The following is a 17,863-nucleotide window of genomic DNA, read 5'->3' on the forward strand; positions in this document are numbered from 1 at the left end:
GATCTCGGTACTGTGTCGCACGCCGATGATGAGCGTGGCCATGCAGATCTTCTATTTCCACGTTCCGGCGGAGATGCCGGCGGATGCCAGCCCCGATGCAGCGGTGGTGATCGATGTGCTGCGCGCCACCACCACCATCGCCTGGGCTCTGCACCACGGGGCGGAAGCGGTGCAGGCCTTTGCTGACCTGGAGGATCTGCGGGCGGCGGCCGAGGCCTGGCCTGCCGACCAGCGACTGCTGCTGGGCGAGCGCGGCGGGCAGACCCTGGCGGGCTTTGACTTGGGCAATTCCCCCGTGGCTGTCGTACCCGCCACGGTGTCCGGCAAACGTCTGTTCATGAGCACCACCAACGGCACCCGTGCCCTGGATCGGGTGCGTCAGGTGCCTTTGTTGGTGACAGCTGCTCTGCCGAACCGTGAAGCGGTGGCCCAGCGTCTGTTGAAGGAATCACCTGAAACCGTGGCCATTGTGGGCAGCGGTTGGGAAGGGACGTACTCCCTCGAGGATTCCCTGGCTGCGGGTGCTCTGGCGGCGCGCCTGCAGGAGCTGAGTCAAGCGGTGACGCTCGCCAACGATGAAGCCACAGCAGCCACGGCCCTTTGGCAGCAGTGGCGTCATGATCCCGAAGCCTGTCTGCGAACGGCCAGCCACGGGCAACGGCTGATCCGGCTTGGTGACCATGACGACGACTTCCGCTGCTGTGCCGGTCTGGACCAGTTGAGTGTCGTTCCAACGCAACAGTCGCCGGGAGTGCTGCAGGCGATCTGAACGCCTCTAAAGTCCGATTCATCTTCCAGATCCCGTGAACGACTTCCTGGCGGCTGCCGTGCAACTCACGAGCAGCCAGGACCCGGAAATCAATTTCAATGCCGCCGAGGAGCAGATCGATCTGGCGGCACGACGTGGTGCGGATCTGGTGGGTTTGCCTGAGAACTTCGCCTTCATGGGCGAGGACAGTCGCCGCCTCGAGCTGGCGTCTGACCTGGCCGAACGCTGCAGCCGCTTTCTGGTGACGATGGCGCGGCGTTACCAGGTGGTGCTGCTGGGCGGAGGATTCCCTGCGCCGGTGGGTGATGGCTCAAGGACGTTGAACCGGGCAGAACTGGTGGACCGGGATGGCCAGCTGTTGGCCCGTTACGACAAGATCCACCTCTTCGACGTTGACCTTCCCGACGGCAACACCTACCGCGAGTCGGCAACCGTGAATGCCGGCCAGGAGTTGCCGCCTGTGGTGGATGTGCCGGGTCTGTGCAAGGTGGGTCTGTCCATCTGTTACGACGTTCGCTTTCCTGAGCTGTATCGACACCTCGTGGGTGCTGGAGCCGATCTGCTGATGATTCCAGCCGCTTTCACCGCCTTCACCGGCAAGGACCACTGGCAAGTGCTGCTTCAGGCCCGAGCCATTGAAAACACCGCCTACGTGCTGGCTCCGGCGCAGACCGGCCAGCACTACGGGCGTCGCCACAGCCATGGTCACGCCTTAGTGATTGATCCCTGGGGCACGGTTTTGGCCGATGCAGGTGTGTTGCCTGGGGCTGCCATTGCACCCGTCAACACAGCCCATCAGGGACATGTTCGGGATCAGATGCCGAGTCTGCGCCACCGCCGGCCGGCATTGTTCTGACGTCGATGTTGAGGGCGACGCCCCGCCGATGGCGCTGCTTTGCGGCAGTGGCACTGCAGCTTTGTTTGATGCTGCCCTCGCTGCCGGCTCAGGCGGCCAGTGCTCTGGCGGCCTGGGCGCTCACTGAGAACGGCACGCTGCAATTGCGCACCAGCCGCAATGCCAGGCTTCAGGCCTTTTTTCAGGACGCCAGCGACGGCCGCGGCACCCGCGTCTGGATCGATTTTCCCGGTGAAATTCGCTTTCCCCGTCGGCTGAGCGGCCGCGGCGCGGTCAAGGAGATTCGACTGGGCAAGCCACGGCCTGGGGCCACGCGCCTGGTGGTGGAGTTCCGTCCCGGTGTGGAACTGGATCCCAGTCAATTGAAGCTGAGAGGGACGGCTCCCGATCGCTGGGAGCTGAAATTCACCGGTTTGCCCACCCGTGGGCTCGATGATTTGGGTGAAGGGGATCTCTCGGGCCGCGCCACGGCCTGGCAACCTCCAGGCCGCTTCGCCCCAAGCCGCACGCCGGTGGATCCCTCCGGACTCCCCACCGTGACCCGCGGCCGCTACACAATCGTCATCGACCCCGGCCACGGCGGACCGGATCCTGGCGCAGTCGGCATCGACGGTCTGCGGGAGACCGATGTTGTGCTGGATGTGTCTATGCAGGTGGCCGCTCTGTTGCGAGCCCGCGGCGTCGACGTGTTGCTGACGCGCACCGGAGATGTGGATGTCGATCTTCCGCCGCGGGTTTCCCTGGCGAATCGCTCCTCCGCCACCGCCTTCATCAGCATCCATGCCAATGCCCTCAGCATGCGGCGCCAGGACGTCAATGGGATTGAAACCTTTTTCTTCTCGGACCCTCGATCCGGCCGCTTAGCCGGCTATCTGCAGCAGCAGATTATGGATGTGTCGCCTGGAACGCCCAACCGCGGTGTGCGCCGCGGTCGCTTCTTTGTGATCCGGCGGACGGTGATGCCGGCCGCATTGGTGGAGATGGGTTTTGTGACCGGAGCCATCGATGCCCCCCGACTCGCCAGGGCTGATCACCGGCGTCGCCTGGCCCTTGCCCTGGCCACGGGGATTCTTAACTACCTCCGCCAGGAGGTGCGATGAGTCCGCGGCTTGGCTTTTTTGACAGCGGTGTCGGGGGATTGACCGTGCTTCGGCGGGTGCTGGAACGCCATGGTTCGGTGGCGTGTGTGTATCTAGGTGATACAGCCAGGGTTCCCTACGGCAACCGACCTCCAGCGGAGATTCGTCGCATTGCCGCTGAAGTGGTCGGCTGGTTGCGCGATCAGCAGGTGTCGACGGTGGTGATGGCCTGCAACACCACCAATGCCCTGGCACGGGATGTGGCTGAGGGGCAGGCGGGTGGCCCGGTGATCGGGCTGATCGGTGCCGCGGCGGCCATGGTGGAGACCCGGCGGGTGGGGGTGCTGGCGACACCAGCCACGGTGGCCTCGGCGGCCTACAGCGCCAGCATCGAAGCCCTCCATCCCGGAGCTCTTGTCGTGGAGCAGGCCTGTCCGGCTTTCGTTCCCTTGATTGAGGCCGGTGACTTCAGCAGTGATGAGCTGAGACAGGTGGCCAAGGTTTATCTCGAACCCCTCTTAGCGGCCTCCGTGGAGACGATTGTGCTCGGCTGCACCCACTACCCATTGCTGATTCCTTTGTTGAAGCAGCTGCTGCCGGATGCCATTCAGTTGGTTGACCCTGCACTCGGAGTGGCCCGTCAGCTTGATGCTGTTCTCGGTGTTCCCCGGTCAACACCCGGCGACACCCTTGAGCTTGGGCAATGCCGCTTTTGCGTCACGGCGGATCCTGATGGTTTTGCCAACCGCGCCACTCCCTGGCTGGGGGCCCGTCCTGAGGTTCATCTGCAACGGCTGCAGAGCTGAGGCCATCACCACTAGGATCGCGGCGCCGAGGGGTTTCATGATCACCGTCACCGAGCTGCTGCAACCGGTCGAAACCGATCTCGAAACTCTGCTCGGAGATCTGCGCAGCCTGATCGGTGCCGGACATCCAATCCTCCAGGCCGCTGCCGAGCATCTGTTCAGCGCTGGTGGCAAACGGCTTCGTCCCGGCATTGTTCTACTGCTGTCCCGCGCACTGTCCGCTGATGGCCAGCTGACTCCACGGCATCGACGCCTGGCCGAGATCACCGAGATGATCCATACGGCTTCGCTCGTGCACGATGACGTGGTCGATGAGGCGTCCACCCGTCGTGGTGTGGACACCGTTCACAGCCGCTTTGATGCGCGTGTTGCCGTTCTGGCTGGTGATTTTCTCTTTGCGCAGGCCAGCTGGCATCTCGCCAACCTCGATGACCTTGAGGTGGTGAAGCTGCTCAGCCGCGTGATCATGGATCTTGCGGATGGTGAGGTGAAGCAGGGTCTCTTCCGCTTCGACACCGCGCAGAGCTTCGAGACTTACCTCGAAAAGAGCTACTGCAAAACCGCATCGTTGATCGCCAACAGCGCCAGGGCCGCAGGGGTTCTCAGTGATTGCTCCCCATCTGAGCTGGATGGGTTGTATCGCTTCGGCCGTCAGTTGGGCCTGGCGTTCCAGGTGGTGGACGACATCCTTGATTTCACCGGCAGTGATCAGCAGCTCGGCAAGCCCGCTGCCAGCGACCTGGCCAGCGGCTATCTGACGGCCCCCACCTTCTATGCCATGGAGGAGCAGCCCGGCCTGCAGGCCTTGATTGCCCGTGAGTTTGCAGAGCCCGGGGATCTTGACCAGGCCCTTGAGATGGTGCGCTCCTCCCGCGCCATTCCTCGTACTCGGGAACTGGCGGAAACCTTCGCTCGGGAATCCCGCGACGCCATCTCCTGGATGAGCGACTCCCCCTGCAAGCGGGCGCTGCTTGAGCTTCCTGATTTTGTGCTCAGCCGTCTGTACTGACCAACTGTTCCAGAACGACACCAAGACTGTTGATGTGCCTTGGATTCATTTCCATTGTTTGGGTGGGTCCGTGTTCATTCAGCACCCAGACGTGGCAACCGGCTGTCACCGCAGCCGCTGTTCCGGCTTGAGAATCCTCCAGGGCCCAACAGGTCTTGGGATCCAAGCCAAGCCGTGACGCGGCCAGAAGAAATGGTGCAGGGTCTGGCTTGCCGGCTTTGAGGTCTGGATCATCTCCGTGGACCCTGAGTTGGATCCGCTTCAGCCAGGGATGGGGTGCGGCTTTAAAGCTCACGGCTTCAAGGCTGCTGCTGGTGACCAAGGCCATCGGAATTCCTCGGTGATCGCAGTGCTCCAAGAGCTCTTGAGCGAAGGGCATGGCCTTGGCGTTGGGAAGCAGCGCCCGCACGATCGGCTGCTGAACTGCCAGCAAGTCGTCTGATTCCACAGGACGCGGCAGCCAGCTGCTCACCAGGGCGGCGCAGTCGAGACGACGACGCCCCTTGAGTTGCAGCAACTGGTCGTTGCTGAGCTGCGCTCCGAAGTGGCTGGCGGCTTCGGACCAGCCGCGGCTGTGCAAGGGCTCCGTATCGAGCAGCACTCCATCCAGATCGAACAGGCAGGCTGCGGGAAGAGCTGGCACGCCATCCGGGAGCTCGGCAGGTTCCAGTCAAACGCGCCGTGGTTTCACCCTCTGTCCGACGGATTGATACGGGTCGTGGAACGGTCGATCGACTCCTCCGTACCCTTGCAACAACAGTCTTTGGCCCGCCTGCTGTGACCGAGTCCAATACGTCGATCGAAAGTGTCCTGCAGGAGCAGCGGGTATTTCAGCCGCCGGCGGAGATGGCGGCTGCAGCACGCATCGGCAGTCTGGAGAGTTACCGCGCCATGGCGGCGGCGGCGACCAAGGATCCCGATGGGTTCTGGGGGGAGGCAGCCCGTCGTGAGCTGCATTGGTTCGAGCCGTTCCACACGGTTCTCGATTGGTCGGAACCTCCTTTCGCCCGCTGGTTTGAAGGGGGCACCACCAACCTGTCGTACAACTGTCTCGACCGACATCTCGAGGGGGCCAAGGCCGAGAAGACCGCGCTGATCTGGGAAGGGGAGCCCGGAGACGTGCGCCGTTTCAGCTACCGCGAGCTCCATGCCGAGGTGTGCAAAGCCGCCAACGCTCTGAAGGCCATGGGCATTGGCAAAGGCGATCTGGTCGCCCTCTACATGCCGATGATTCCAGAGGCCGCCATTGCGATGCTCGCCTGCGCTCGCATCGGTGCCCCCCATTCCGTTGTGTTCGGTGGTTTCTCTGCCGAGGCCTTGCGCGATCGCCTCAAGGACGGTGAGGCGAAGGCCGTGATCACAGCGGATGGGGGATTCAGAAAGGACAAGCCCGTTTCCCTCAAACCTGCTGTTGATGCAGCTCTAGCGGAGGGCGCCTGTCCTTCGGTGACCGGCGTGCTCGTGGTGCAGCGCACCAAGCAGCCCGTGGAGATGGTTGCCGGCCGCGATCAGTGGTGGCACGACCTCGTGGATGCCCAGGGCAGCGATTGCCCTGCGGAGCCGATGGCCAGTGAAGATCGACTGTTCGTGCTCTACACCTCAGGTTCCACCGGCAAACCCAAGGGTGTAGTGCACACCACTGCCGGTTACAACCTCTGGGCCCATCTCACCTTCCAGTGGATTTTCGACATCCGCGATAACGACGTCTACTGGTGCACAGCGGATGTTGGCTGGATCACTGGCCACAGCTACATCGTGTACGGCCCGCTGTCCAACGGTGCGACCACCGTGATGTACGAGGGGGCGCCGCGCCCCTCCAAACCCGGTGCGTTCTGGGAGTTGATCCAGAAGCACGGCATCACGATCTTTTACACCGCGCCGACTGCGATTCGAGCCTTCATGAAGAGTGGCCGCCAGGTGCCGGATCAATTCGACATGAGCAGCCTTCGCCTGCTGGGCACCGTTGGTGAACCGATCAATCCGGAGGCCTGGATGTGGTACCGCGACGTGATTGGCGGCAACCGCTGTCCGATTGTCGACACTTGGTGGCAGACCGAAACCGGTGGCGTGATGATCAGTCCGCTGCCTGGAGCCACTCCCACCAAACCGGGATCCGCCACGCTGCCGCTGCCGGGCATTCAGGCCGACATCGTTGATGGAGAAGGCAACAGCTGCGGGCCCGATGAAGGTGGATACCTGGCTGTCCGAGCCCCCTGGCCTGGAATGATGCGCACGGTCCATGGCAACCCCCAGCGCTTTCGTGAGAGCTATTGGGAGCACATCCGTCCTGCCGATGGCTCGTACCTCTATTTCGCTGGGGATGGCGCCCGCCGTGATGCCGATGGATATTTCTGGGTGATGGGCCGGGTGGATGACGTGATCAACGTCTCCGGTCACCGCCTCGGCACGATGGAAATTGAGTCGGCTCTGGTGAGCCATCCCGCGGTGGCGGAAGCTGCTGTGGTGGGTCGTCCCGATGACCTCAAAGGTGAAGGCATCGTTGCGTTCGTCACCCTTGAGTCGGGGCGTGAGTCGTCGGATGATCTGATCAAGCAACTCAGGGCCCATGTGGGCACGGAGATAGGACCGATCGCTCGGCCGGATGAGATTCGTTGCAGTGATGCACTGCCCAAGACCCGCAGCGGCAAGATCATGCGCCGGATCCTGAGGGCCCTGGCCGCCGGTCAGGAGGTCAGCGGCGACACCAGCACCCTGGAGGATCGTTCGGTCCTCGATCGGCTGCGGGCTTGAGTCAGCTGGCCCAGCTGCTAATCATCTCGGTCAACTGACGGATGACACCGACACGTTTCGGGTCATCCGCCCAGTCACCCAGAACGCTGCGTCTCAGCCCCGCACTGGCTGGGGTGAGGTGGTCGCCGGGCAGCTGCAACACCTCGGTGCGGTTCTGCGGTCGTTGCTCAAGGGCTTGAAGCAAGGCATCGCTCTGATCCAGTTGATCGCGGCCGAACCGCACCAGCAAGTTGCGTTCCTGCTGGTAATGCCGGCTGATAAGCCGAAGAGTCTCCCCAGGTGAGGGATTGAACTCCGTTTCAACCCCCAGCCGTGGGGCGATCTCCCCGAGCAGGGGGATCGAACGATCCGCCTGGAAATTGTTGAAACTCAAAGCCACCAAACCTCGGCTGTTCCTCCCCCCGTCCGGAGCCAGCAGCTGCAATTTGCAACCTAGGCTGTGACCGAGCCGCAGTGGCAGCGGCAACGGGCCGTAACGCTCTTCGAGCTGTTTGCGTGCGCTCCGGAACTCGGTCCAGGCCTCCCGGGCCTGGCTTTGATGATCAAACCCGGGCACATAGGCCCAGGCGTTGACCACCAGGCCGTTGTTGCTGAGATCTTCGAGCAGGCGCCGGTAACTCACCTGGGGCGTGGCAGCCAGATAGCTCCCACCGATGAAATCCACTTGGCCGAGGGGCCGTGATGGTCTCAGTTGCCAGATCTTGCCCTGTTGACGCCAGTCCATCTCTGATCAGCCCTGGAGGGAGGAGATCACCCGTTCGGCTTCTCGCACGTGGGCAGGACCATCCAGCAGGTTGCTGAAGACGTGCCGGATGACCCCCTCACCATCCACCACATAGGTCACCCGACCGGGCACCAGCCCGAGGGCCTTGGGAACCCCAAGGCTGCGGCGAAGACTGTTGTTCCGATCGACCAGCAGGGGGAAGTTCAGGCCATGGCGTGTGGCGAAGCGGCGGTGGCTGATGGCGTCATCACCACTGATGCCCCAGACCTCGGCTCCGAGTTCCTGGAAGGCGGCGCTGCTGTCGCGAAAGCCGCATGCCTCTGCCGTGCAACCCGGCGTGTCGTCCTTGGGGTAAAAGAACAGAACCAGCCAACGGCCACGTGCCGTCTCGGGAGTTCGCTGCACTCCATCCTGATCGTCAAGACAGAAGCTGGGCAGGGAGTCGCCGACGCCGATGGCCATCTACTCAGTGATGCAGTTCAGACCATAAGCAGAGCGGCACTTGCACCGAGCGAGACAATCGGCTTGGGCATCGGGAGCGTGCAAATGGCTGATCAGTTGACGTTGTTAGAAGCGGTGCCGGAGCACCGTTCTGAGCCGACGGCTTCGGCAGGTCCTGCCACGCTTCTGATCATTGACACCGAGACCACAGGGCTGGATCCGGAGAAGGATCGCTGCCTCGAAGTTGGCGCCATTTTGTTTGATGTGTCGACACGATCCGTGTTGGCACAGCAGTCCTTTCTGTTGCCGGTGGAGACCAATGCGGCGGAACCGATCAACCGGATCCCCGCGTCGGTCACACGGTTGCCCCAGCCCTGGACTGGTGCACTGCGCTGGTTTGATGAACTCCTCACCGCCTCGGACGTGCTGGTGGCCCATAACGCCGTCTTCGATCGTCAGTGGTTTGGTCGGGATCCCTTGCCTGCCGTCAGCCATCCATGGCTTTGTTCGATGGAGGATCTGCGCTGGCCTGCTGAGCGGCAGTTGCGGTCCCGTCCCTCCGTGCGGGACCTGGCTCTCGCCTACGGCGTTCCGGTCTGGTCAGCCCATCGGGCGTTGACCGATTGCAACTACCTCGCGGAGGTGTTCGCCCGTTGCGACGACCTGGAGACGATGCTGCTGCACGGCCTTGAGCCCCGTCAGTTGATGCGAGCAAGGGTGTCGTACGACAACCGCCATCTCGCCCGGGAGGCAGGATTCCGATGGAACGACCCTGTGAAAGGGGCCTGGACGCGCCGCCTGAGCCAACGGGAGGTCAAGAGCCTCGATTTTCCTGTTGAGGTCGTTGAACCTGGTCCGGAACGCCGCGCTGCCTGAGCCGGGACCTTTGGAACAGATGCTCTTTTGCTTCAGCACTCCGAAGCGACTGGGGTGGTTTGGCTTGTTTGGCTGTCTTCGCAGCAGGGTGAACTCATGGCTGTTTTCATCCATCGTCGTCGTCATCCCATCCAGAACCGCTTGCGGCAGTGGCAGCAGGTGCGCACCTGGGCCCGGCTGATCCGGGAGGCCGAAGCGCTCTGGCATGTTGATGTTCGTGCATTACGGCGTGTGGGTGCTGAGGAACTCTCACAATTGCTTGAAGAAGTTCCTCCGGCTCAACGGCAACGCATCAATCGTTGGTTGGATGGTTATTGCGTGGCTACACGATTGCGTCGGGAATAAAGCGACTTGAATAAAATCAAGTGCCTTGATTCGTCAATGATATGAACGAGAACCAGCACGAGCCCTGAAGATTCGACCTTCCTTAACCTTGCCCTAACGACGGATTCGTTTTCAGTTGGCTACTCCTAGGGCGCCAACTTCCCATTAGGCCTCCCATGAGCTTCGCTAAGAAGGCTCTTCTCGTCTCTTCCGTGCTTGCCCTTGGGGCTGGCATGTCCGCCTCCGCCGCAGAAAAGCTGAACGGTGCTGGCGCGTCTTTCCCCGCCAAGATCTACCAGCGTTGGTTCGCTGACCTGGCCAAGTCCGGTGGCCCTCAGGTCAACTACCAGGCTGTCGGTTCCGGCTCCGGCCGTAAGGCTTTCATCGACCAGACCGTGAACTTCGGTGCATCGGATGATCCGATGAAGAAGAAGGACATGGCCAAGGTCAAGCGCGGTGTTGTCCAGATCCCCATGGTCGGCGGCACCATCGCCTTCGGCTACAACAAGCCCGGTTGTGATCTGAAGCTCACCCAGGAGCAGGCTGTTCGCGTTGCCATGGGCAAGATCCGCAACTGGCAAGACCTCGGTTGCCAGCCCGGCACCATCACCTGGGTGCACCGTTCCGACGGCTCCGGCACCACCAAGGCCTTCACCAACTCCATGCAGGCCTTCTCCAGCACCTGGACCCTGGGAACCGGTAAGTCCGTCAAGTGGCCCGCCGGTGTTGGCGCCAAGGGCAACTCCGGTGTTGCCGGTGTGATCCAGAACCGTATGGGTGCCATCGGTTACGTCAACCAGTCCTACATCAAGGGCAAAGTCGTTGCTGCTGCTCTGCAGAACAAGTCCGGTGAGTTCCTGAAGCCCTCCGTGGCTGCTGGTGCACGCGCCCTGAACGGCATTCAGCTGGACAAGGACCTGGCTGGCAAGAACCCCAACCCCACCGCTAAGGGTGCTTATCCCATCGCAACCCTGACCTGGGTTCTGGCGTACAAGACCGGCAACGGCAAGGACGCCAAGGTTGTTCAGGAAGCCTTCAACTACATGCTGAGCGACGCTGCTCAGGACAAGGCTCCTTCCCTGGGCTTCGTGCCTCTGAAGGGCGACATCCTGGCCAAGGCCAAGGCTGCTGTGAACAAGATCGGCGAGTGATGACTAGCTGAGCCGTCGGTTGATCTGACGGTTTTGAGCAGTTCCAAGGGGGGCCTACGGGCCCCTTTTTTTGTTCTTTTCTCACCCTTGGACAAAAGTTAGACGGGTCTTAACCGAATCACATCCAGCCCTTTGCCTGGGATGCATGTTGCGCTCCATACAGTTCGGATGTATCCGCGGAACACCTCAATGGTTGCAATTCCCTCCCGTGAGCTCTCCCCAAGACGTGACGGTTTCAGGGAATTGTTGGAAACCAATTACCAGAAACGCGATCTTGTTCATCTGACGGCGGGCAGTGTTGTCCCGTTGCTCAAGAACAGCATCTGGCTTGTTGTGCGCGGCATGGTCAAGCTTGGTGCCGTGTCTGTGCATGGCGATGAGCTGCTGCTTGGGCTCGCCGGTCCGAACGAGCCTTTCGGTGAACCCCTGAGCACGGTGGAGGCCTATGAAGCGGTTGCTCTGAGTGACTGCGACCTTCTCTGCTTGAGCGCTAACGAAGTGGAGCAGGCACCCCAGCTTGCGCTGGCGATGATGGATGCCATTGGTGCTCGTTACCGGCAGGCGGAGTACATGCTGGCTCTGCTCGGTCTGCGCCGCGTTGAGGAGCGGGTGAGAGGTTTTCTGGAAATGTTGGCCCAGGACTATGGCCAGCCCTGTGATGACGGCTTGCGACTCAATCTGCGATTGACCCATCAGGAGATGGCCAGTGCTCTGAGCACCACCCGCGTCACAGTGACCCGGGTGATCGGTCTGCTGCGTGATGAGGGCTGGTTGAAGATCGATGCCCAGAGGCACCTGGTGATCGCCCACCTGCCACGTCGCTGATTCCTGAGGACTCAGGGCATTAAAAAGCCGGCACGGAAGTGCCGGCTTGTGACCTGTCGCAGTGCGACGCGGTCGGGGTTTGGACGGTTGGATCGGAGCGGCGGGATTTGAACCCACGACCCCCACTACCCCAAAGTGGTGCGCTACCAAGCTGCGCTACGCCCCGTCAGATGCAAGTTATCACAGGGCATTGCGCCGCCTGAGTCGTTTCAGCATGCGAGTGGTCAGCTGATCCCTTGACTGGCTCCCGTACTGCAGAAGGCGCATCTCCGAGGCCATCTGACGCATCTCCTTGAGGCTCATGGCCGCCAGCCTCAGCTCTGGAAGCGTCCTCCAGGCCCGTGCTCGCATCGGCAGGGTGTTCGGTCCACCGGCCTGACCGATGTTGATTGTGCCATCGGCCAGCCACTCAGGGATCAGCACCATCAACACGGCGATGAGTCCGTAAAGCTCCACCAGCCCCCTCGGGAGTGGATGAAGCCGGCGTCGATCCGTCGGGTCCGGCGGAGCGCTCACAGCGATCCTCGGTGGAGGTAATGCCCACACCTTGCCACTGACCCTTGGCGCATCCAAAGCGTGGTGGTCAGATTTGCAATGTCCTCGATGCCGGTGATGGAGGAGTCTCGCGCCAGAGCAGTTCAGGACCGCGGCTGGCCTCTGGGGTGCGGGTTGAAAAGACCAGACCGATCACCAGCAGCACCGTCAAACTGATCGCGATCAGAACCTGCCGGTCTGTCATCTCAAGCCATGCGGATCGGGGCATTGTCGCTGCGCAGTACACAGTGATTGATGCTCCAGTCGTAGGCCGCCCAGACCGTTGATGGAAGGCGGTAATTGTTCCCGTCGAAGTCACCCAGAACAGTCTGGGTCGGCATGGCCGAGCAGTAGGGACGACTGCCGGGTTTGGCGAGGTACTGCTGGTGATACGGCTCAGCGAAGGTAAAGGCCTGATCCGCCAGGATCTCCGTGGTGATCGGTCCATACCCCCTTTGATTCAGGGCGTCCTGATATGAGGTTCTGCTGGCCTGAGCCAGGCTCATCTGCTGATTCGTCGTGGTGTAAATCGCTGAGCGGTACTGGGTTCCTGTGTCGTTGCCCTGGCGGTTCCCCTGGGTGGGGTCATGGCATTCCCAGAACAGTTTCAGCAGATCACTGAAATCCACGGCTGGGGTGCTCCAGACCACCCGCACCACTTCGGTATGGCCTGTTGTCCCTGTGCACACCTCTTGATAGGTCGGGTTGGTGCGCTGACCACCGGCGTAACCCACGGCCGTGCTCACCACACCCGGAAGACGCCAGAACCCCTTTTCAGCGCCCCAGAAACATCCACAGGCAAAAAGGGCTTCCTCCTGGTCGCTCATCAGCGGTGCCCGCAGCGGGGTGCCAAGAACGGCATGCATCGCCTCTGTCGAGGACTCACCACCGCGTTGGGTCAGCCAGGAGGGGAGCATGAATGATCAGAGAGTTTCTCAACCCTAGGCAGGCTGATTGGTGCTCTGAACGGGTTCGAGCTGAATGTGGTTCAGCAGGGTGGTGACGAACGCAAACAGAAGAAAGGGAAGGCTCAGCACCAGAATCAGACCGACGCCCACGAGTGCGAAAATCGGCCGTGTTGAGCCCATCAGGGCCAGTCCCGCCGCAAGGCTCACGAAGATCACGGCCATCCAGGCCAGCACCTGGCCGTAGATGTCACCGAAGGTAAGCGTGCAGCGCATCGCCAGAGGTGAGCTGCTGGTCATGGAAGGCTCCTGCGTTCAACCAGCTAAGCCGCTCAGACGGGGGTTGTCCGTCTCAGCTTCCAACTTCTTCAGGAAGCCATTCCCTCGAGTTGTTCGGCAGCCTGTTGCCGTTCCCACAGTCTTCGGTAAACCCCGGCCGTGGCGATCAAGGCGTTGTGGTGGCCCTGTTGCACGATCCGCCCGTTGTCCATCACCAAGATCCGGTCGCAGGCTGCAGCTGCCGAGAGTTGGTGGCTGATCATCACAATGGTGCGTCCCTCCTGGGATCGGATCGAGTTCAGGATGGCGGCGGCGGTGTTGTTGTCCACGCTGGCCAGGGCATCGTCGAGAACAAGCACCGGAGCCGACACCAGCAGGGCGCGCCCCAGGGCAGTGCGTTGACGTTGCCCGCCGCTGAGCGTGATGCCCCGTTCGCCGACGATGGTGCTGAATCCATCCGGGAACCCTTTGACGTCATCCGACAGTCGGGCACGTTCGGCCGCTTGCTCGACCCGGTCATCTCCTGCCCTGGGTTCGCCGTAGCGAAGGTTGTCGGCGAGGGTGCTGGTGAACAGAAATCCCTCCTGGGGAACCATGGCCACTTCGCCTCGCAAATCCTTCAGGGGCAGGCGGTTGATGTCCACGCCATCCAGGAACAATTGGCCGTCCGGAACCGGCACCATCCGACCGAAGGCACGGGCCAGGGTTGTTTTGCCGCAGCCCACAGCACCAACCACGGCCACCAGTTCGCCGGGTTCAATGCAGAAATCAAGGCCGTTCAGGGTGTCGCGCTCGGCTCCGTCGTAACGGATGCGCAAGCCGCGAGCTTCGAGTCGTCCGCGCCGCGGCTGTTCAACGTTGATCGGATCGTTGCCATCACGAATGGCAGGTTGTCGCTGGAGCAGCTCCTCCACCCGTTCCAGACTCACCTGGCCGGTTTGGAACGTGTTGAGCGTGAAGCCCAACAACGCAGTGGGAAAAACCAGCTGCTGCACATAGAAGACCAGGGCGACAAGCCCGCCGGTCGTGAGGCTGCCGTCGCTGAGCTTGCCGCTGCCTAGGGCCAGCAGCAACAGCAGGGAGATGGAGGAAAGCCCCTCCAACAAAGGGAAGAGCGTGCTTCGAGTCCGTGCCAGACGGATGGCGCTGTTTCGGTAACTGCGGTTGCGCTGGGAAAACGCCTGCTGCTCCGATGCTTCCTGGCCGTAGATCTTGATCGCTCCGATGCCGGAGAGGTCCTCCTGGATCAGATCGCTCAACCCAGACAGGTCCTCCTGTTGACGGCGTTGCTGCTTCATCATTCGGCCGCCGAACAGGCGCACCACCGTCAGCATCACGGGATAGGGACCAATGGCAGCCAGGGTCAGCGATGGATCAATCGTCAACATCGCCGGCAGCGTCAGGCTGTAGGCCAGCAGGGTGTTGGTCAGGCTGAGAATGGCGAAGCCCAGCAGGCGGCGGATGTTCTCCACATCGCTGGTGGCCCGGTTGTTCACATCACCACTCCCCGTGGTCTGCACCCAGGCCGGTTCCTGCCGAAGCATGTGGTCGAACAGGCTCTGGCGGAGTTCGACCTCCACCTGGCGGCCGACACCGAACACAAGCTGCCGCGACAGCAACCGCACGGCACCCATGGTGGTGGCCAGCAGCACGATCCAGGCGGCCTGGCTCAGGACGCGGTCATAGGCGAAGCCGACCTGCAACTCATCGATGACCCGGCGCACCTCCATCGGGATCGTGACGCTGAGGACATTGACCACCACCAGGGCGATCGCGCCGAAGATGACGGTTTTGCGATGAGGGCGCAGGTAACGGCCGATCAGGTCCAGGCGCATGGCCGCCATGCGGTTTCCGATCAGGGCACGTCAACCTAGGTGGGTGTGGTACTCCACGGATGTCTGATTCCCCGTCCGAGTCAACCCAGAGTCATCCTCTCCATGGGACCGACCGCGATTTGATCGATCGTCTGCTGGCCTGTGAAGCGCCTGGCGACGGTGAACTGACGGAACTAGCGCGTCTGCTGATTCGCTACGACGGCTTCCCCGGTGCTGAGGATCTGCAGCAGGACATGCAGCGGTTGCTGACCCTGTGGTCCCTCAGCCGGGACGAGCTCAACCATCAGGTGCGTGCGCTGTGGGCCGAGGGCTACCGCCCCGGTGCCGCAGCCTCTGACCCTGTGGGCTCCGGCTTCGACACCAGTGAGACCAGCGACGGCTGAATCTGGTCAGCTCAGCACTTCGTGGGGATAGTGGGTGCCCATGGGCTCATTCCGCTGCATGTCACCTGCCTCTCCTTCATGGTCCGGTCTGCTGGAGCTGCTGTTGTGCGGTGAAAGCCTGTCCGCTGCACAGGCGACGGACCTGATGCAGGCCTGGCTGTCCGAGTCCCTGACCCCTGTTCAGACCGGTGCCTTTCTGGCCGGTCTCCGGGCCAAGGGGATGGAGGCCGAGGAGCTGGCGGCGATGGCGGCGGTGCTGCGTGAGGCTTGTCCATTGCCCTGTGCCCGCCCCGATCGGTTTTTGGTGGACACCTGCGGCACGGGCGGCGATGGTGCCGACACCTTCAACATCTCCACCGCCGTTGCCTTCACCGCTGCGGCTTGCGGCGTGGAGGTGGCGAAACACGGCAATCGCAGTGCCAGTGGCAAGGTTGGTTCCGCCGATGTGCTTGAGGGGCTGGGCCTGAACCTCAAAGCACCGTTGCAGTTGGTCGTCGACGCGATTCCTGCCGCCGGCGTCACATTTTTATTCGCTCCGGCCTGGCATCCGGCTCTGGTGAATCTGGCGCCCTTGCGACGCAGTCTCGGTGTGCGCACAGTGTTCAATCTGCTTGGGCCGCTGGTCAATCCGTTGAAACCACAGGCACAGGTGCTGGGGGTCGCGAAGAAGGATCTTCTGGATCCCATGGCTGGAGCCCTGCAACGTCTTGGATTGGAGCGAGCCGTGGTCGTCCACGGCGCCGGAGGGCTGGATGAGGCGTCGCTGGCAGGTCCCAATGACCTGCGCTTCATCGAAGCTGGCGCCATCCGCTCGCTTCAGCTCTCTCCTGACGAACTCGGATTGGCAACGGCGGATCTCGAGACGTTGAAAGGCGGTGACCTGGACTGCAACCAGACCATCCTTCAGCAGGTGCTCCAGGGCCGTGGGGAACCAGCCCAGCGGGATGTGGTCGCGTTGAATACAGCCCTGGTGCTGTGGGCCGCTGGGATCGACACGGATCTGTCCTCTGCCGCGGCCCGCGCCGCCGAAGCCCTGGATCAAGGCCTTCCCTGGACCCGGCTGGAGACCCTGCGCCAGCACCTGGCCAGCTGAAATGGACAATGAAGGGTGATGACCGTCAGCTTTTCGGCCTGATGCCCCACCCTTCGTCACGTCAGGCTCATCTCGTGCTGGCCGATGGCACGGTTCTCACGGGTGACGCGTTCGGGCACCGCGGCTCCGTGGTGGGTGAGGTGGTGTTCAACACCGGAATGACCGGATACCAGGAGGTCCTGACGGACCCGTCCTATGCCGGGCAGCTGGTCACCTTCACCTACCCCGAACTGGGAAACACCGGCGTGAATGGGGATGATCAGGAGGCCGACCATCCCCATGCCAGGGGAGTGATCGCCCGCCAGCTCGCCCCATGTGCCAGCAACTGGCGCTGTTCGGAATCCCTGGACAACTGGATGGAACGCCACGGTCTTGTGGGCATCTGCGGTGTCGACACCCGTGCCTTGGTGCGTCGACTTCGAGACGGCGGAGCCATCAATGGTGTGATCAGCAGCGATGGACGTTCGCCCGCTGACCTGCTGGCCGAGGTCCGTCACGCCCCGAGCATGGAGGGTCTGAATCTGGCCAGCCAGGTCAGTACCACTGAGCCCTACGAATGGTCGTCGCCATGCCGTGTCGGTTTCGATCAGCGGCTGAAACAGCATCCCGACCTCCCCTACCGCGTGGTCGCGATTGACTTCGGCATTAAGCGGGCGATCCTCGACCGTCTGGTCGCCCATGGCTGTGCGGTCACCGTTCTGCCCTCGGATGCCGATCTGGACACGGTGATGTCCCATCAGCCAGAGGGGGTTTTCCTCTCTAATGGCCCTGGCGATCCGGCTGCGGTGGACAGCGGCATCGACCTGGCCCGATCCCTGCTGGAGCGGGCCAACCTGCCGTTGTTCGGGATCTGCCTCGGCCATCAGATTCTTGGCCTTGCCTTGGGAGGGAAGACCTTCAAGCTCGGCTACGGCCACCGTGGTCTGAACCATCCCTGCGGCACGAGCGGTCAGGTGGAGATCACCAGCCAGAACCACGGCTTTGCCATTTCCGCTGACTCACTGCCGGAGCCGATGGTTGAGGTCACCCATCTCAATCTCAACGACCGCACCGTTGCGGCGTTTCAGCATCGCCATCAACCGGTGTTTGGCATCCAGTACCACCCGGAGGCCAGCCCCGGACCCCACGACGCGGATCACCATTTTGGTCGCTTCGTTGCGTTGATGGCGGATCGTCGGGACGTCGGTGGTTGACAACCGTCAGCATCACTACACTTCGTGGCG

21 protein-coding genes and 1 tRNA gene are annotated in these 17,863 nt (G+C 62.2%); 13 read left to right on the plus strand and 9 right to left on the minus strand.

Going from position 1 to position 17,863, the window contains the following annotated elements; genetic code table 11:
- The first annotated feature begins 40 nt into the window (after positions 1–40).
- Genes TX72_RS05020 through sds form a run of 5 tightly spaced genes read left to right on the plus strand, consistent with a single transcriptional unit; the run spans position 41 to position 4,519 of the window.
- Positions 41–769 (plus strand): 2-phosphosulfolactate phosphatase family protein, encoded by a 729-nt coding sequence (locus tag TX72_RS05020; RefSeq protein ID WP_011127872.1) that lies wholly within the window; start codon positions 41–43, stop codon positions 767–769.
- A 34-nt stretch (positions 770–803) separates the two neighbouring features.
- Positions 804–1,625 carry a carbon-nitrogen hydrolase family protein gene (locus TX72_RS05025; protein WP_011127873.1) on the plus strand — a complete coding sequence of 274 codons (822 nt, stop codon included), beginning with the start codon at positions 804–806 and terminating at the stop codon, positions 1,623–1,625.
- Positions 1,626–1,630: 5 nt separating this feature from the next.
- The gene (locus TX72_RS05030) at positions 1,631–2,725 is read left to right on the plus strand and encodes an N-acetylmuramoyl-L-alanine amidase (protein ID WP_011127874.1); all 1,095 of its coding nucleotides are present in this window, start codon (positions 1,631–1,633) and stop codon (positions 2,723–2,725) included.
- Positions 2,722–3,510, plus strand: a complete 789-nt coding sequence (gene murI, locus TX72_RS05035) for a glutamate racemase (protein WP_011127875.1) — start codon at positions 2,722–2,724, stop codon at positions 3,508–3,510. The genes TX72_RS05030 and murI overlap by 4 nt, the downstream gene beginning before the upstream one ends.
- A gap of 37 nt (positions 3,511–3,547) precedes the next feature.
- Positions 3,548–4,519: a solanesyl diphosphate synthase gene (gene sds, locus TX72_RS05040; protein WP_011127876.1), complete on the plus strand. Its 972-nt coding sequence runs from the start codon at positions 3,548–3,550 to the stop codon at positions 4,517–4,519.
- On the opposite strand, the gene TX72_RS05045 is transcribed toward sds, so the two are convergent.
- Positions 4,503–5,162 (minus strand): HAD family hydrolase, encoded by a 660-nt coding sequence (locus TX72_RS05045; protein WP_011127877.1) that lies wholly within the window; start codon positions 5,160–5,162, stop codon positions 4,503–4,505. The genes sds and TX72_RS05045 overlap by 17 nt on opposite strands.
- A gap of 134 nt (positions 5,163–5,296) precedes the next feature.
- Here TX72_RS05045 and acs point away from each other — a divergent pair, with 134 nt between their 5' ends.
- Positions 5,297–7,270 (plus strand): acetate--CoA ligase, encoded by a 1,974-nt coding sequence (gene acs / locus TX72_RS05050; RefSeq protein WP_042503339.1) that lies wholly within the window; start codon positions 5,297–5,299, stop codon positions 7,268–7,270.
- Position 7,271: 1 nt separating this feature from the next.
- On the opposite strand, the gene TX72_RS05055 is transcribed toward acs, so the two are convergent.
- The gene (locus TX72_RS05055; RefSeq protein ID WP_011127879.1) at positions 7,272–7,994 is read right to left on the minus strand and encodes a DUF1350 family protein; all 723 of its coding nucleotides are present in this window, start codon (positions 7,992–7,994) and stop codon (positions 7,272–7,274) included.
- A 6-nt stretch (positions 7,995–8,000) separates the two neighbouring features.
- Positions 8,001–8,456 (minus strand): peroxiredoxin, encoded by a 456-nt coding sequence (locus TX72_RS05060; protein ID WP_011127880.1) that lies wholly within the window; start codon positions 8,454–8,456, stop codon positions 8,001–8,003.
- Between the two features lie 84 nt (positions 8,457–8,540).
- On the opposite strand from TX72_RS05060, the gene TX72_RS05065 reads away from it, so the two are divergent.
- From TX72_RS05065 to ptrA, 4 genes are all read left to right on the plus strand, one after another.
- Entirely contained in the window at positions 8,541–9,311 is a 771-nt protein-coding gene (locus TX72_RS05065; RefSeq protein ID WP_011127881.1) for a 3'-5' exonuclease, read from the plus strand.
- Between the two features lie 96 nt (positions 9,312–9,407).
- Positions 9,408–9,656, plus strand: coding sequence for a hypothetical protein (locus TX72_RS05070; RefSeq protein ID WP_042504260.1), 249 nt, complete (start codon positions 9,408–9,410; stop codon positions 9,654–9,656).
- A 155-nt stretch (positions 9,657–9,811) separates the two neighbouring features.
- Entirely contained in the window at positions 9,812–10,786 is a 975-nt protein-coding gene (pstS, locus tag TX72_RS05075) for a phosphate ABC transporter substrate-binding protein PstS (RefSeq protein ID WP_011127883.1), read from the plus strand.
- A gap of 189 nt (positions 10,787–10,975) precedes the next feature.
- The gene (gene ptrA / locus TX72_RS05080) at positions 10,976–11,611 is read left to right on the plus strand and encodes a Crp/Fnr family transcriptional regulator PtrA (protein WP_042503343.1); all 636 of its coding nucleotides are present in this window, start codon (positions 10,976–10,978) and stop codon (positions 11,609–11,611) included.
- Positions 11,612–11,703: 92 nt separating this feature from the next.
- Here the strand turns inward: ptrA and TX72_RS05085 are convergent.
- From TX72_RS05085 to TX72_RS05105, 6 genes are all read right to left on the minus strand, one after another.
- Positions 11,704–11,777 (minus strand) — tRNA-Pro (locus TX72_RS05085).
- Between the two features lie 14 nt (positions 11,778–11,791).
- Positions 11,792–12,127, minus strand: a complete 336-nt coding sequence (locus TX72_RS05090) for a hypothetical protein (RefSeq protein ID WP_042503346.1) — start codon at positions 12,125–12,127, stop codon at positions 11,792–11,794.
- A 67-nt stretch (positions 12,128–12,194) separates the two neighbouring features.
- Positions 12,195–12,350, minus strand: a complete 156-nt coding sequence (locus tag TX72_RS14125; protein WP_158305721.1) for a hypothetical protein — start codon at positions 12,348–12,350, stop codon at positions 12,195–12,197.
- A gap of 1 nt (position 12,351) precedes the next feature.
- Positions 12,352–13,062, minus strand: a complete 711-nt coding sequence (gene msrA, locus TX72_RS05095; protein ID WP_011127886.1) for a peptide-methionine (S)-S-oxide reductase MsrA — start codon at positions 13,060–13,062, stop codon at positions 12,352–12,354.
- A 24-nt stretch (positions 13,063–13,086) separates the two neighbouring features.
- Complete coding sequence (locus tag TX72_RS05100) at positions 13,087–13,350, minus strand: hypothetical protein (RefSeq protein WP_011127887.1); 264 nt, start codon at positions 13,348–13,350, stop codon at positions 13,087–13,089.
- A gap of 68 nt (positions 13,351–13,418) precedes the next feature.
- A complete protein-coding gene (locus tag TX72_RS05105) occupies positions 13,419–15,173 on the minus strand; it encodes an ABC transporter ATP-binding protein (protein ID WP_011127888.1) in 1,755 nt (584 codons plus the stop codon).
- 50 nt (positions 15,174–15,223) lie between these two features.
- Here TX72_RS05105 and TX72_RS05110 point away from each other — a divergent pair, with 50 nt between their 5' ends.
- The 3 genes from TX72_RS05110 to carA are packed head-to-tail and all read left to right on the plus strand — an operon-like array spanning position 15,224 to position 17,833.
- Complete coding sequence (locus TX72_RS05110; protein WP_011127889.1) at positions 15,224–15,547, plus strand: DUF3288 family protein; 324 nt, start codon at positions 15,224–15,226, stop codon at positions 15,545–15,547.
- Positions 15,548–15,605: 58 nt separating this feature from the next.
- On the plus strand, positions 15,606–16,640 hold the full coding sequence (gene trpD / locus TX72_RS05115; RefSeq protein WP_042504263.1) for an anthranilate phosphoribosyltransferase: 1,035 nt from the start codon (positions 15,606–15,608) through the stop codon (positions 16,638–16,640).
- 41 nt (positions 16,641–16,681) lie between these two features.
- Positions 16,682–17,833 carry a glutamine-hydrolyzing carbamoyl-phosphate synthase small subunit gene (gene carA / locus TX72_RS05120; protein WP_011127891.1) on the plus strand — a complete coding sequence of 384 codons (1,152 nt, stop codon included), beginning with the start codon at positions 16,682–16,684 and terminating at the stop codon, positions 17,831–17,833.
- Positions 17,834–17,863 lie beyond the last annotated feature (30 nt).

It is taken from the genome of Parasynechococcus marenigrum WH 8102, assembly GCF_000195975.1.
GTDB classification, from domain to species: domain Bacteria; phylum Cyanobacteriota; class Cyanobacteriia; order PCC-6307; family Cyanobiaceae; genus Parasynechococcus; species Parasynechococcus marisnigri.

Bases quoted from the DNA above. Each gene is read 5' to 3' on its own strand.
- carA (WP_011127891.1), top strand. From the start codon at position 16,682: ATGCCCCACCCTTCGTCACGTCAGGCTCATCTCGTGCTGGCCGATGGC.
- trpD (WP_042504263.1), top strand. From the start codon at position 15,606: ATGTCACCTGCCTCTCCTTCATGGTCCGGTCTGCTGGAGCTGCTGTTG.
- TX72_RS05065 (WP_011127881.1), top strand. From the start codon at position 8,541: ATGGCTGATCAGTTGACGTTGTTAGAAGCGGTGCCGGAGCACCGTTCT.
- sds (WP_011127876.1), top strand. From the start codon at position 3,548: ATGATCACCGTCACCGAGCTGCTGCAACCGGTCGAAACCGATCTCGAA.
- TX72_RS05060 (WP_011127880.1), bottom strand. From the start codon at position 8,456: ATGGCCATCGGCGTCGGCGACTCCCTGCCCAGCTTCTGTCTTGACGAT.
- murI (WP_011127875.1), top strand. From the start codon at position 2,722: ATGAGTCCGCGGCTTGGCTTTTTTGACAGCGGTGTCGGGGGATTGACC.
- TX72_RS14125 (WP_158305721.1), bottom strand. From the start codon at position 12,350: ATGACAGACCGGCAGGTTCTGATCGCGATCAGTTTGACGGTGCTGCTG.
- TX72_RS05030 (WP_011127874.1), top strand. From the start codon at position 1,631: ATGTTGAGGGCGACGCCCCGCCGATGGCGCTGCTTTGCGGCAGTGGCA.
- ptrA (WP_042503343.1), top strand. From the start codon at position 10,976: ATGGTTGCAATTCCCTCCCGTGAGCTCTCCCCAAGACGTGACGGTTTC.
- msrA (WP_011127886.1), bottom strand. From the start codon at position 13,062: ATGCTCCCCTCCTGGCTGACCCAACGCGGTGGTGAGTCCTCGACAGAG.
- TX72_RS05055 (WP_011127879.1), bottom strand. From the start codon at position 7,994: ATGGACTGGCGTCAACAGGGCAAGATCTGGCAACTGAGACCATCACGG.
- pstS (WP_011127883.1), top strand. From the start codon at position 9,812: ATGAGCTTCGCTAAGAAGGCTCTTCTCGTCTCTTCCGTGCTTGCCCTT.
- TX72_RS05070 (WP_042504260.1), top strand. From the start codon at position 9,408: ATGGCTGTTTTCATCCATCGTCGTCGTCATCCCATCCAGAACCGCTTG.
- TX72_RS05110 (WP_011127889.1), top strand. From the start codon at position 15,224: ATGTCTGATTCCCCGTCCGAGTCAACCCAGAGTCATCCTCTCCATGGG.
- TX72_RS05105 (WP_011127888.1), bottom strand. From the start codon at position 15,173: ATGGCGGCCATGCGCCTGGACCTGATCGGCCGTTACCTGCGCCCTCAT.
- TX72_RS05100 (WP_011127887.1), bottom strand. From the start codon at position 13,350: ATGACCAGCAGCTCACCTCTGGCGATGCGCTGCACGCTTACCTTCGGT.
- TX72_RS05020 (WP_011127872.1), top strand. From the start codon at position 41: ATGCAGATCTTCTATTTCCACGTTCCGGCGGAGATGCCGGCGGATGCC.